Here is a 12,251-nt window from a genome sequence, read left to right as displayed (position 1 = left end):
TCAGCCGGAGAAGGCGAAAATGGCACAAATTGATCCCATAAATCTGCGCGGTTTCCTGATTTATAAGGGCTTTCTTGACCGTTCGGTTCAGGAAGCGCTTGTGTCCGAAGCGCGGGCCATTGCTGGAGCGGCACCATTCTTTGCGCCTGTGACCTCGCGGGGTCAAAAGATGTCGGTGCGCATGACCTCTGCCGGGCAATTGGGCTGGATCAGTGACCGGTCAGGCTATCGCTATGAGGCCAATCATCCGAATGGTGTTGCTTGGCCTGCCATCCCCGAAGTGGTGTTGGATGTCTGGCGCGCGGTCGCAGATACGTCGCGTCTGCCTGACAGCTGCCTCATCAATTTCTACGGCGAGGGCGCGCGCATGGGCCTGCATCAAGACAAGGACGAAGGCGATTTTCGCTGGCCGGTGGTGTCGATCTCACTTGGGGACGATGCGCTTTTTCGCATGGGCAGCCCCACGCGCGGCGGCAAGACCGAGTCGATCTGGTTGTCGTCAGGCGATGTGGTTGTGATGGGCGGGGACGCGCGGCTGAGCTATCACGGAATTGACCGCATCCGGTTCAAAAGCGCGTCGCTGTTGCCAAACGGTGGCCGGATCAATCTGACCCTGCGTGCGGTTGATCAGGGGACGATGTTGCAGCAGCCATCCAAGCCATAGGATGTGCCATCCTGATGAAGGAACAGCCGAATACGCAGCGCGCTTTCGCGATCTGACATGCCGTCGTGGCACATCTGGTTTTCGATCAGGGCCGAAAATCCGTTTTGCGCATCGCCCGCGCCAAGCCCAATGATCCCGCCAACACGCGCTGCGATATCGGTGAGCCAATCCACATAATAGGCCGTACTTTGGGAGTCATAGCCCACATAGACCGCGTCTTTGGCACCAACATCTAACGTGAAATCCCAGAATGGCTCTGCGCCATAGCAGGACAAGGCGCGCTCAAACGAATGCCATTTTGGTTGGTCGGGGATATCAATGAAGTTGAGATGCACCCAGCCACTGCCTTCGCCGCTGTTCACAAGACCCCAGTTGCCGCTGTCATCCTGCGCCACGATTTCGATGTCGCGTTGGTTAGGTGCCAGCGTACCGTAGATTTCAGAGCCAGCATCAGGCGACATGCGGATGTTCAGCACATCATCCGCCGCCACATTGGCGACATGTCCGAAAACAGGAAACTGATCCATTTCATGCCCGCCCGCGAGTGCAGGGCCGCTCAAAGTCACACAACAGAGCGCCCAGCGGATCATCGCTTTGATCCCCAGCTGAGTGATGCCTGTTTGCGCGTATAGAATTCCCCCATCAGCCCGATCATCAATAAGACCAACCCGACATAAAGCGGGTAGTCGGGGCTGGAGTTGCGCGGCGCGTAGTTGATGAACACAAACCCCCGCGCCTGATCAATCGTGTGAAACAGCGGGTTCCAGTCAAACATCGCCAGCATGAACCCCGGCAATGTATTGGCCACAAACATCTTGCCCGAAGCAATCATATTGGCCCGCGCGTATACCGTGTTGAGGATGGACACAAAGGTCGGATACCAGGGTTTGATCGCCAAAAGCACCAAGCCGATAGTCGCACCGGTAAACCAGGAAATCAGCAGCATCCCCAAGGCCCCAATCGGGTCATCCACCTCGATCGGGGTAAAGCCAACGTGATAGATAAAGAGGATCGCAAAAAGAGAAAGCGCTTGGATATAGAGCGTTCCGAAAGCGGCGGCCAAAATGGCAATCGCGGTGTTCATCGGCGCGTGTTTCATCATCGGAGAGGAGGGTCCTTCCGCCCCGACAACGGCCCCCATCGTCTTGGTGTGGGTCATAAACAGGAACACGCCCGACATGATATAAAGCAGAAAATCACCGCGAATGGCGGCCCCGCGCAGGTTCAAAAGTGAGAACATAAAGAAGAAAGCCAGCACAAAAATGGCCGTTTGCATCATATTGAGCAGGATCGACATCATGGCATTGCCATGTGTTTTACGGACGTTGCGCACCATCGAGTGATACACGAGCTCAAAGATCGTGATCGCGGATTGCATTGTGGTCTTGGGGCCGGATTGCTGAAACATGCGGCTTCCTGCGTGATATACCTGCGGTAGTGCACGGAATTCTTGCTGTTCCGTGTCGAGATCACCATAAGGGGGCGCAGTTTAATTTTCAACAAATGCCTAAGTGGGAGCATCCCTTGAACTATGAAGAACTCGTCCCGGTCATGCGCCGTCTGGCCATCGAAGCCGGTCGCAAGATCATGGATATCTACAACTCCGACGATTTTGATGTGAAATTGAAGTCAGATGACAGCCCGGTCACCATCGCCGATGAGGCCGCGGATGCGATTATTTCCAAGGGTCTGAGCGCCGCATTTCCAGACGTGATGCTGGTCACTGAAGAGCAGGCCGAAAGCCATAAGGCCAAGGGCGACACGTTTCTGATCGTTGATCCGTTGGACGGCACCAAAGAATTCATCCATCGCCGTGGCGATTTCACTGTCAACATTGCTTACGTCGAGAGCGGCGTGCCTCAGCGTGGTGTCGTCTATGCGCCTGCCAAAGACCGCATGTTCTTTACCCAAGCGGATGGCCAATCCGTCGAAGAAAGTGGTGCATTCGATTTGGACACTGTCGGTCCGCTTGCACCGATCAATGTCGCAACGCCAAACAATGCGGGGTTGATGATTGTGGCGTCAAAATCCCACCGCGATCAGGCGACCGAGGATTACATCAACAAATATGCGGTCAAAGACAGCAAGAGCGCCGGGTCATCTCTGAAGTTCTGTCTGGTCGCAACAGGCGAAGCCGATATTTATCCGCGCGTAGGTCGCACGATGGAATGGGACACGGCCGCCGGACACGCTGTGTTGCTGGGTGCTGGTGGTGACGTTGTGCGTTTTGACGACCATACGCCGCTCACCTATGGCAAAGCGGATTTTGCAAACCCCTTCTTCATCGCCTATGCGCCGGGCGTTGATTTGAAGACCGCATAACTACACGAGCGGTTGGCGCAGTTTATAGCTGCGCTGACTGTATTCGCTTCCGTCTTAAGTGTTGACTGTATCGCGTTTCGTCTGGTCTGCATCGACGGTCTCAACCCATTTTGCGATGATCTGAGACGCTTGACCCTCATTGCGCGAGTCCACCGCTTTGCGCAATTCTGCGAGCAGATTGGCCACTTCGATCTCTGACGGGTGACCCTCTTGCGCGCGCAGGATTTTGGGATGGGGCGTCGTTAACATGTCAGAGCCGATCAACAGCTCTTCGTGCAGCTTTTCACCCGGTCGCAGGCCGATGAACTTGATTTCGATATCGCCGTCGGGGTTTTCATCATCGCGAACTGTAAACCCGGACCCTTCGATCATTTGGCGGGCGACGTTCTGGATCAGGACGGGTTTGCCCATATCCAGCACAAAGACATCTCCGCCGCGTGTGAAAGTCCCGGCCAAAAGCACCAGACGCACCGCCTCGGAAATGGTCATAAAATAACGGGTCACGTTGTCATGGGTGACCGTGACGGGTCCACCGCGCCGGATTTGGTCTTGAAACAGCGGAATGACAGAGCCAGACGACCCCAAGACATTGCCAAAGCGCACCATGGAAAACTGTGTTTTTGTGCTGCGCGTCGCAAGGTCTTGCACCACCATTTCAGCAAGCCGCTTTGAGGCCCCCATGGTTGACGTTGGGCGGACGGCCTTGTCAGAGGAAACCAACACAAACCGCTCCACACCTGCGTTCCGCGCAGCTTCGGCCACAACGCGCGTACCGATAACGTTGTTGTTCAGGCCCTGAAGCGCGTTTTGCTCAACAAGTGGGACATGTTTGTAGGCAGCGGCATGGAAGACGACGTCAATTTCGTTTGACGTGAGCAGGTCTACCACAAGCGTCGCATCAGTGACAGAACCCAGAACGGGCACCACATGCAGCCCGCGCGCAAGTTCCTCGACCTCGCGCGAAATATTGTAGAGCGCCAACTCGCTGTGATCTAACATGACGAGGCAGTCAGGTTTGCAGGACAAAAGTTGGCGACACAATTCCGACCCGATTGACCCGCCTGCGCCCGTAACCAAAATGCGCCGACCCCGGTAGGCGACTGCACACTCCGGCATGTCGTCATCAAACTTCTGGCGGCCCAGAATCATTGACATGTCCACGGGCTGCAACTTTGGAACAATATTGCTGCCTTTCAGAACCATTTCCGCAAAGGACGGCACGGCCAAAACCTCGCACCCGACTTTCTTAAGCGATTTCAGAATGCGCAGCCGGTTGAATTCGCTGACCGACGGCATGGCAAGCACAACGCGATCAATGCGGTCCTTTTTGACCAGTCGCTCAATGTCGCTTGGCGCATGCACTTTCAATCCGCTGATCGTCATTTTGCGCAGTGCCGTATTGTCATCGATAAAGGCAACGGCCGTAAATTCTTCGTCCATCAGCAGCGCGGTCGCAAGTTGTTGACCCGTCTGGCCCGCACCGTAAATCAGGACTTTCTTCCGGGAGTTGGCCTTTGCATAGGCGTTCAGCACCATTTCGCGCATGATAATGCGGCTGCAAATTGCCATGACAAAATAGACCATCGTGAAGACGATCGCGTTTGAGAGCGAGAGCGTTGCTGCAAAGGGTGGGACAAATTGCGCAGCATATGCAGTAGCACCAAGCATGAGCGAGACCGCCCAGACTTCTGCCACACCCTGGATACTAAATCCCTTAAGGCGTGCTTGATGCAGGCCGAAAGCACGTATCAATAGGGATGCCGTGAGTATGGCAGGTAACAGCAACAGGATGCTGTTGCCCGGTCCATCGATTGCGCCGTTCGCCAACAAAAGATCGGCACCGAAAAAGGCAAGCCCCATAATAATGAGGTCAATCGCAAACATCATGCGACCCTTCTGGGGGCGCGATAAATCCATGCAAAGTTTATAAATCATTCGCTTGACCGCTTGGGAAAGGACCGCTGAAAATTCACATTACTTATAGGTGAAAATTTAGCCGAGTCGACACGTACCGATGTTTTTGCTTGCTAACAGAGCATAACCGCTCTGGTGGCCTCCGATTAACATAATCCGCGACTTTCGTTCAAATTTTGGGTAAAGGCCTAATTTTCCGGCTTAAAGTTGCCAGTATGATGCGCATGTCGAGGCAAACAGAGCGATGCTTCTTATAAAGCAAGTCGATTCGCGCTTTGCGGGGGACGCATCGGTTTAGGTAGATGCGCTCGTTTTCTTCGCTTGATCTGCTGGTCTTCAGAAGGCGCGCTTCTTCTTTGTGATACACCACCGAAGCAAGCCCGGTGATGCCCGGGCGGCAGCTCAGGACTTCGCTATACAGGTCGGGTCGCAACTCTACATACCGGCGGAGCGGCGGGCGGGGGCCCACATAGGTCATGTCTCCTTTGATGACGTTAAGAAGTTGCGGTAGCTCATCGAGGCGGAATTTTCGCATGATCCGTCCAAGAGGGGTAACACGCGCTTCCTTGTGGCCACCGCTCGCGCCTGAATCGCTGGGGTCGCTGGTCATTGTGCGGAACTTATAGAGGGCGAACCCCTGATCGGCGGTCTTCATGCGTTCTGACACATAAAAGATCGGACGGCCTTGCAGGACCAGCGCCGCAATTGCCGTCAACACAATGACAGGCAATAGAAACGGCAGCATCAGGGCTGCGAATATCAAATCGAATGCGCGTTTGGCTGGTGTCATCTTGCGGCCATGAGAAGTTTTCGCTTCTATGACACGGTGCTTACGGTCAAACAATAGCACGCTCAGGTTGCCCGCGCGCAACGTCGCCGTAGGGATCAGGCAGTGCACAATTCTCAGACGCCATCCATCATGGCACGATATAAGCTGCGGCTGAAGAGGCGGCGATTGCTTTGGAGGTGTATTCGCGCGCGGCGACAACTCTCACTCATTAGCCAGAAACCCGTGCCGAATGCCGGTGTTTTGGTGTTTTCCGTCCTGCGCAATGAGATCGCGCGGCTTCCGTTTTTCCTAGAGTTCTACCGCAACCTAGGTTCGGCGCATTTTCTCTTTGTCGACAATGGGAGCGATGACGGCACTGCCGAGTACCTTGCTGGGCAGCCCGATTGTTCGCTGTGGTCCACGCCAGCAAGCTATCGCGACGCGCGCTTTGGATTGGATTGGCTGAATTGGCTGCAAATCCGTTTTGGTCACGGCCGGTGGTGTCTGATGGTGGATGCGGACGAACTGCTGGTGTTTGACGGGGACGATGCTTGCACCTTGCCGCAGTTGACCGAAAGCCTTGAGCAAATCGGGCAGGGTGGTTTTGGCGCTTTGATGTTGGACCTTTATCCGCAAGCTGCGCTGGGCACGGACACTTACAAACAAGGACAGGACCCGCGCGAGGTACTGACGCACTTTGACCCCGGCCCCTTTCGGCAGTCACGTCAGGAACCGCGTGGCAATCTTTGGGTGCAGGGCGGGGCGCGGGAAAGGGTGTTCTTTGCTGACGCGCCAGAACGGTCTCCGACATTGAACAAAATCCCATTGATCAAGTGGCGGCGGTCTTTTGCCTGGACAAATTCCTGCCATGCGCTTTTACCCCGCCGATTGAATTTTCTCTACGATGGCCCCGGCGGGGGAACACCCAGCGGGGCGTTGTTGCACACGAAATTTCTGCCGGAAATCGTGGAAAAAGCGCAGCAGGAACGACAGCGTCGTCAGCATTTTCATACGCCGGAAGATTTCGACGACTACTACCGGCAGATTGAGGAAGCGCCGGTTCTGTTTTCCGGCGCCTCGCGGCGGTACGACGGACCTACACAATTGGCGGAGTTGGGGCTGATCTCAAAACGCGACTGGATGGTTTCAAAGAAATAGCCAAACAGGCAACGGTTTGAGTTTTGAAGCACCCAAGATCATTGATTCAGGTAAGAATTCCGTGACATAATCGTGCTTGAATATAAAGAACGGGCCAAAAGGCCTGCGCAGCAGAAGCAGAGCGGTAATCTGAGTGGGACTTTGGGATTCCTATCGTATGCGGTTGCGCCGTAAACGGCGCATTCTTCGTGCTGTGCGCAAGTCCCAACAGCTGCGCCGTGTTCAGAACCAAACGAATGCGATCCGGCCCGATGATGTGCTTTTGGTCACAACAGTCCGCAACGAAGCGGTGCGGATGCCCTATTTCCTGCAGTACTATCGCGACCTCGGCGTGGATCATTTCCTGATCATTGACAACGATAGCACCGACGGGTTGATGGATCACCTCGCGGGGCAGCCTGACATTTCTGTCTGGCACACAAAGGGCAGCTACAAGTCTGCCAATTTTGGCGTTGATTGGATGAACGCCTTGAAACGGCGCTATGCGCATGGGCATTGGACGCTCGTTGTCGATCCGGACGAATTCTTTGTCTATCCATTCTGCGACAGCCGCCCGTTGAAGGCGCTGACAGGGTGGTTGGACAATGCGTCAATCCGCAGTTTTTCTGCGATGCTTTTGGATATGTATCCCAAAGGGCGTTTGGATGAATTCCCGTACCGGGAAGGGCAAGACCCGCTTGAAATCGCGTCGTGGTTTGATGCGGGCAATTATACGATTTCTAAGAACCTTGAATACGGCAACCTCTGGATTCAAGGCGGGCCGCGCGCACGGAAGTTCTTTCCAGACACGCCGTATCGCGCGCCTGCATTGAACAAGATCCCCTTGGTGAAATGGGATCGCAACTATGCCTTTGTCAGCTCGACCCATGCCTTGCTGCCGCGCGGCTTGAACCTTGTCTACGAAGAATGGGGGGGTGAGAAAGCCAGCGGCGTGCTTCTGCACACCAAGTTCCTTGATACCTTCGTGCACAAGGCGGAGGAGGAAACGCGCCGCAAGCAGCACTATGCCCAAAGCTTTGAATATGCAGCCTATGCCGCGCAGTTAAAGGACCAGCCAGAGTTCTGGTGCAAATGGTCAGAGAAATACATCAACTGGCGACAGCTTGAGATCTTGGGCCTGATGTCAAAAGGAAACTGGGCATGACCCTGGGTGTCGTCATGCTTGTGCACACGGCGTTGGATCGGGCCGCGCAAGTGGCCAAACATTGGGCGGCGGCAGAGTGTCCGGTTGTCATTCATGTTGACGCCAAGTTGGACCGAAAGACGTTTGAGGCGTTCAAAGCGCAATTCAAGGATGCCCCACGGATCCGCTTTAGCAAGCGCCACAAATGCGAATGGGGCATGTGGGGCTTGGTGGCGGCCACGCTATCTGCCTCTGAACGCTTGCTGCGCGACTTCCCCGAAGTTGGGCATGTCTATCTTGCGTCTGGGTCGTGCCTGCCTCTGCGCCCGGTCAAAGAGCTGGTGTCGTATCTTGAGGCGCGTCCGCAGACTGATTTCATTGAATCGGCCACAATTGCCGATGTCCCTTGGACGGTTGGCGGCTTGAATGAAGAACGCTTTGCGCTGCGGTTTCCGTTTTCATGGCAATCGCAACGCTATTGGTTTGACAAATACGTTGATCTGCAACGCCGCCTTGGGTTCAGCCGCAAAATCCCAAAGGGCATCGAACCCCACATGGGATCACAATGGTGGTGCCTCTCTCGCGCGACGCTGACCGCGATTTTGCAAGACCCAGAGCGGCCCGCCTTTGACCGCTACTTCAAGCGGGTCTGGATACCGGACGAAAGCTATTTCCAGACTTTGGTGCGGCGGCATTCAGAGACGGTCGAAAGCCGTTCACTGACGTTGTCCAAGTTTGATCATCAGGGCAAGCCACATATCTTTTATGACGATCACTTGCAGCTTTTGCGGCGGTCTCATTGCTTTGTTGCACGTAAGATCTGGCCCGGAGCCAACCGACTTTATGATGCGTTCCTCTCAAAGGACGCTGCGGCGCCCACGATTGCAGAGCCTGATCCAACAAAGATCGATCGGATTTTCGCCAAAGCGCTGGAGAGGCGCACCATTGGGCGTGCGGGCCTCTATATGCAGTCGCGGTTTCTGGATCAGCATTGGGAAAACGGTGTCACCGCCGGGCCATATTCCGTCTTTCAAGGGTTTTCCGATGTCTTTGATGGGTTCGAAGACTGGTTGGCGCGGGTTTCGGGATGTCGCGTGCATGGGCATCTTTTTGCGCCAGACCGCGCAGAATTTGCTGACCAAGACACCGCCGCCAATGGGGTTCTGACTGACAACGCCAAACTGCGCGACTACAATTCGCAGGCATTTCTGACGAACCTAGTCTGGAATACACGCGGTCAGCGACAGTGTTACCAATATGGGCCGGGGGATTCTCAGGCGAACAATTGGTTGATGGCCAAGGATGCCAATGCGCAGATATCTGTTATTTCGGGGGCTTGGGCGATCCCGCTTTTCAAATCCAAGCGCGATTTCGCGGAGGTTCGCAAAGAGGCAGCGGCGTTGCAAAAAACCGAGTCCGAGTTTTTGGATGTGTTGCGGTCCCCTTGGGCGAAAGCGCGGATCAGGATCTGGACCCTCGCTGAATTTGTCGAAGCACCGATGGAGCCGATGCAGGCCATTGTCGATGAGATCAGCGTGCATGGCCCGCGCCGCCTGTCCGAAGCGCCACGCATGATCGATTTGACAGGGTTCGGCCAGTTCCTTCAAGACCTGCGCAACCAAGGCATGCACCCCAACGTTATGGGGGATTTCCCAGTCGAGACGGATACGCCAAGCGCCCCCGCGCCGCAGCAGCGCCCCTATTTGGTAAAGTGATATGAGCGACAAATTCGATTATTTTGTGCTGTTTGCAGAAATGCGCACCGGGTCGAACTTTCTTGAGGCCAACCTGAATGCCATGACCGGTGTGGCCTGCCATGGCGAGGCGTTTAACGCCCATTTCATCGGCTATCCCAACCGCAACGAGATCTTGGGTGTCACTCAGGCGGCACGCGACGCCGACCCGTATCAATTGATTGAAGCCATCAAAGCGGAAGAGGGCGTTTTTGGTGGCTTTCGGTTCTTCAATGACCACGACCCGCGCGTGCTAGACACCATTCTGAACGATCCTCGTTGCGCCAAGATCGTGCTGACTCGCAACCCAATGGACAGCTACGTCAGCCTGAAAATCGCGCAGGCAACGGGGCAGTGGAAGTTGACCGATGTGCGCCGACGTCGCGACAGCAAAGTCCGGTTCGACGGCCCAGAGTTCGCGCAGCATGTCGCAAAGCTACAGGCCTTTCAGGTCTTCTTGATGAACACGCTGCAAAAGTCCGGTCAGACGGCGTTCTATGTCGCCTATGAGGACCTGCAGGATATCGATGTGATGAACGGTTTGGCGACGTTTCTGGGCGTCGATGCGCGGCTCGAGGACCTCGACAGCCAGTTGAAACGCCAAAACCCAAGTTCGATTGCTGACAAAGTCGAAAACTTTGAAGATATCCCCTTTGCCCTGCGCGACCTCGATCGCTTTAACCTCTCTCGGACGCCGAACTTTGAACCCCGGCGTGGTGCGGCAGTGCCAAGTTATGTTGCCGGTGATGACGTCGGTCTGCTGTATCTGCCAATCCCCGGCGGCCCGGATGCGGCGGTCATTGATTGGCTGGCAAGGACAAACGGGACGACGCCGGACCGCCTGACCTCTGGCATGAACCAAAAGGCGTTGCGCCAGTGGAAGAACCGACATGTGCCAAGCCGCAGCTTCTGCGTGTTACGTCACCCGGTGGCGCGGGCGCACGACAGCTTCTGCCGGACCATTCTTTCCACCGGACCCGGCAGCTATATGAAAATCCGCCGAACCCTGCGCAATCGGTTTGACCTGCCGATCCCTGAGACCATGCCTGACGCGCAATATGATCTCGCGGCGCATCGGACAGCGTTTCTAGCCTATCTCGATTTTGTGAAGGCCAATCTCGCAGGTCAGACGGCGATTCGTCAGGACGCCAATTGGGCCACACAATCAGCAGTGGTTTCGGGGTTCGCGCAATTTGCGAGTCCGGACGCTGTTCTAAGAGAGGACGAACTGCCGACAGGGCTAGAAGAACTGGCCGCGAAAGTCGGCGCGCGCAAGACGCCAGCCTATGCCGCTTTTGAAGACGACGCGCCATTTCCGCTGCAAGACATCTATGACAACGTGATCGAGGCCAAATGCCAAGAGGTCTATCACAAAGACTACGCAACTTTTGGGTTTGGCTCTTGGCGCTCGTAATGAAAACAAGCAGCCCTTAGGCCGCTTGCATCGCGTCTGCTTCGGTCAGGATTGTATAAAGCGTTGCCGTTTCCGGGTTCGCGCGCAGCTTGGCACAAACGCTGCTTTCCCGCAGACGTCGTGACACTTGCGCCAGTGCTTTCAAGTGGTCCACACCCGCGTCATGCGGGGCAAAGAGCGCAAAGGCAACATCAACCGGCTGACGGTCTACGGCATTGAATTCAATTGGCTTTTCCAAAAGAATAAACGCCCCTTTGACAGAGTCGATGCCGTCCAAACGGGCGTGCGGCAGGGCAACACCGTTGCCGACACCTGTTGGGCCAAGGCTTTCGCGTTCTTGCAGCGCGGTAACCACTTTCACCGCGTCCAAACCATAAGCCGAGGCTGCAAGATCGCCAAAATCCTGCAGCAAACGTTTTTTACTGGTGGCGGCCGAAATTACTCTGACCGCCTCCGGGCGTAGGATGGTAGATAAGTCCATTTAGCCTGTATCTCCGCATCAGTTTCCTGACGCTTTTATTGCGGGTCGATCCATCCGATATTGCCGTCATCACGGCGATAGACCACGTTTAACCCGTCTTTCCCCTCGTTGCGGAACACCAGCACTGGCGCTCCAGCAATCTCCATCTGCATCACAGCTTCACCAACTGAAAGCGACGGGATTTTGGCCTCCATCTCCGCAACAATTACAGGCTGCAGGGAGTCCGGCTCCGTCTCTTCCGAGGTGTTTTCAGTGGCGAGGATATAAGACGAAGCGCCGGAAAGTTCAACCGGTACTTCCCGCTCCTTGTGGTGATCCTTTAGCCGACGCTTGTAGCGACGCAGCTGCTTTTCCATCTTTTCGCTGCAGTTTTCGAAGGCGGCATAAATCTCTGTTGCGCGCCCTTTGGCCTGCGCAGTCAGGCCGGTTGACAGATGTACGGTTGTCTCACAGACAAATTCGTGCGCGCTTTTGGAAAATACGATCTGAGCGTCGGTTGGGCGACCGGCATATTTGCCCATGATACTGCCCAACTCCCCCTCAACGTGTTGCTGCAACGCGTTGCCGATATCGATCTGTTTTCCGGTGATTTGATAGCGCATTCTATCTCCTTATTAGTGAACATGTCCGAAGGCCCAATCCGACTGCCCAGCCCGCAAAGGCAGGTCAGCAG

The 12,251-nt window shown here is 55.3% G+C and carries 12 protein-coding genes; 6 read left to right on the top strand and 6 right to left on the bottom strand.

The window, feature by feature from the left end; genetic code table 11:
- Positions 1 to 19 precede the first annotated feature (19 nt).
- A complete protein-coding gene (locus BUA39_RS07765; RefSeq protein WP_072792478.1) occupies positions 20 to 664 on the top strand; it encodes an alpha-ketoglutarate-dependent dioxygenase AlkB family protein in 645 nt (214 codons plus the stop codon).
- On the opposite strand, the gene BUA39_RS07760 is transcribed toward BUA39_RS07765, so the two are convergent.
- Together BUA39_RS07760 and BUA39_RS07755 are read right to left on the bottom strand one after the other, a co-directional pair.
- A complete protein-coding gene (locus tag BUA39_RS07760; protein ID WP_072792754.1) occupies positions 628 to 1,191 on the bottom strand; it encodes an SH3 domain-containing protein in 564 nt (187 codons plus the stop codon). The two genes, BUA39_RS07765 and BUA39_RS07760, sit on opposite strands and share 37 nt — an antisense overlap.
- 59 nt (positions 1,192 to 1,250) lie before the next feature.
- Positions 1,251 to 2,072, bottom strand: a complete 822-nt coding sequence (locus BUA39_RS07755; protein WP_072792476.1) for an ABC transporter permease — start codon at positions 2,070 to 2,072, stop codon at positions 1,251 to 1,253.
- A 116-nt stretch (positions 2,073 to 2,188) separates the two neighbouring features.
- Between BUA39_RS07755 and cysQ the strand changes: the two genes are divergently transcribed.
- A complete protein-coding gene (cysQ, locus tag BUA39_RS07750; RefSeq protein WP_072792475.1) occupies positions 2,189 to 2,986 on the top strand; it encodes a 3'(2'),5'-bisphosphate nucleotidase CysQ in 798 nt (265 codons plus the stop codon).
- Positions 2,987 to 3,040: 54 nt separating this feature from the next.
- Here the strand turns inward: cysQ and BUA39_RS07745 are convergent, their stop codons facing one another.
- Together BUA39_RS07745 and BUA39_RS07740 are read right to left on the bottom strand one after the other, a co-directional pair.
- Complete coding sequence (locus BUA39_RS07745; protein WP_242648554.1) at positions 3,041 to 4,873, bottom strand: polysaccharide biosynthesis protein; 1,833 nt, start codon at positions 4,871 to 4,873, stop codon at positions 3,041 to 3,043.
- 196 nt (positions 4,874 to 5,069) lie between these two features.
- Positions 5,070 to 5,744 carry a sugar transferase gene (locus BUA39_RS07740; protein WP_341349540.1) on the bottom strand — a complete coding sequence of 225 codons (675 nt, stop codon included), beginning with the start codon at positions 5,742 to 5,744 and terminating at the stop codon, positions 5,070 to 5,072.
- Between the two features lie 75 nt (positions 5,745 to 5,819).
- Between BUA39_RS07740 and BUA39_RS07735 the strand changes: the two genes are divergently transcribed.
- From BUA39_RS07735 to BUA39_RS07720, 4 genes are all read left to right on the top strand, one after another.
- Entirely contained in the window at positions 5,820 to 6,827 is a 1,008-nt protein-coding gene (locus BUA39_RS07735; protein ID WP_072792472.1) for a glycosyltransferase family 2 protein, read from the top strand.
- Positions 6,828 to 6,984: 157 nt separating this feature from the next.
- Positions 6,985 to 7,971, top strand: coding sequence for a glycosyltransferase family 2 protein (locus tag BUA39_RS07730; protein ID WP_072792470.1), 987 nt, complete (start codon positions 6,985 to 6,987; stop codon positions 7,969 to 7,971).
- Complete coding sequence (locus BUA39_RS07725) at positions 7,968 to 9,665, top strand: DUF5927 domain-containing protein (protein WP_072792469.1); 1,698 nt, start codon at positions 7,968 to 7,970, stop codon at positions 9,663 to 9,665. Before BUA39_RS07730 ends, BUA39_RS07725 begins: the two co-directional genes overlap by 4 nt.
- 1 nt (position 9,666) lies before the next feature.
- On the top strand, positions 9,667 to 11,097 hold the full coding sequence (locus BUA39_RS07720) for a nodulation protein NodH (RefSeq protein WP_072792467.1): 1,431 nt from the start codon (positions 9,667 to 9,669) through the stop codon (positions 11,095 to 11,097).
- A gap of 16 nt (positions 11,098 to 11,113) precedes the next feature.
- On the opposite strand, the gene BUA39_RS07715 is transcribed toward BUA39_RS07720, so the two are convergent.
- Positions 11,114 to 11,578 (bottom strand): PTS sugar transporter subunit IIA, encoded by a 465-nt coding sequence (locus BUA39_RS07715; protein WP_072792465.1) that lies wholly within the window; start codon positions 11,576 to 11,578, stop codon positions 11,114 to 11,116.
- A 35-nt stretch (positions 11,579 to 11,613) separates the two neighbouring features.
- Entirely contained in the window at positions 11,614 to 12,180 is a 567-nt protein-coding gene (hpf, locus tag BUA39_RS07710; RefSeq protein ID WP_072792463.1) for a ribosome hibernation-promoting factor, HPF/YfiA family, read from the bottom strand.
- Positions 12,181 to 12,251: the final 71 nt, after the last annotated feature.

This window comes from Cognatishimia maritima (assembly GCF_900129685.1).
In the GTDB taxonomy this organism is placed as follows: Bacteria; Pseudomonadota; Alphaproteobacteria; order Rhodobacterales; family Rhodobacteraceae; genus Cognatishimia; species Cognatishimia maritima.
The sequence above is the reverse complement of the archived record's forward strand: the minus strand, read 5'-3'. Positions and strand labels throughout refer to the sequence as shown.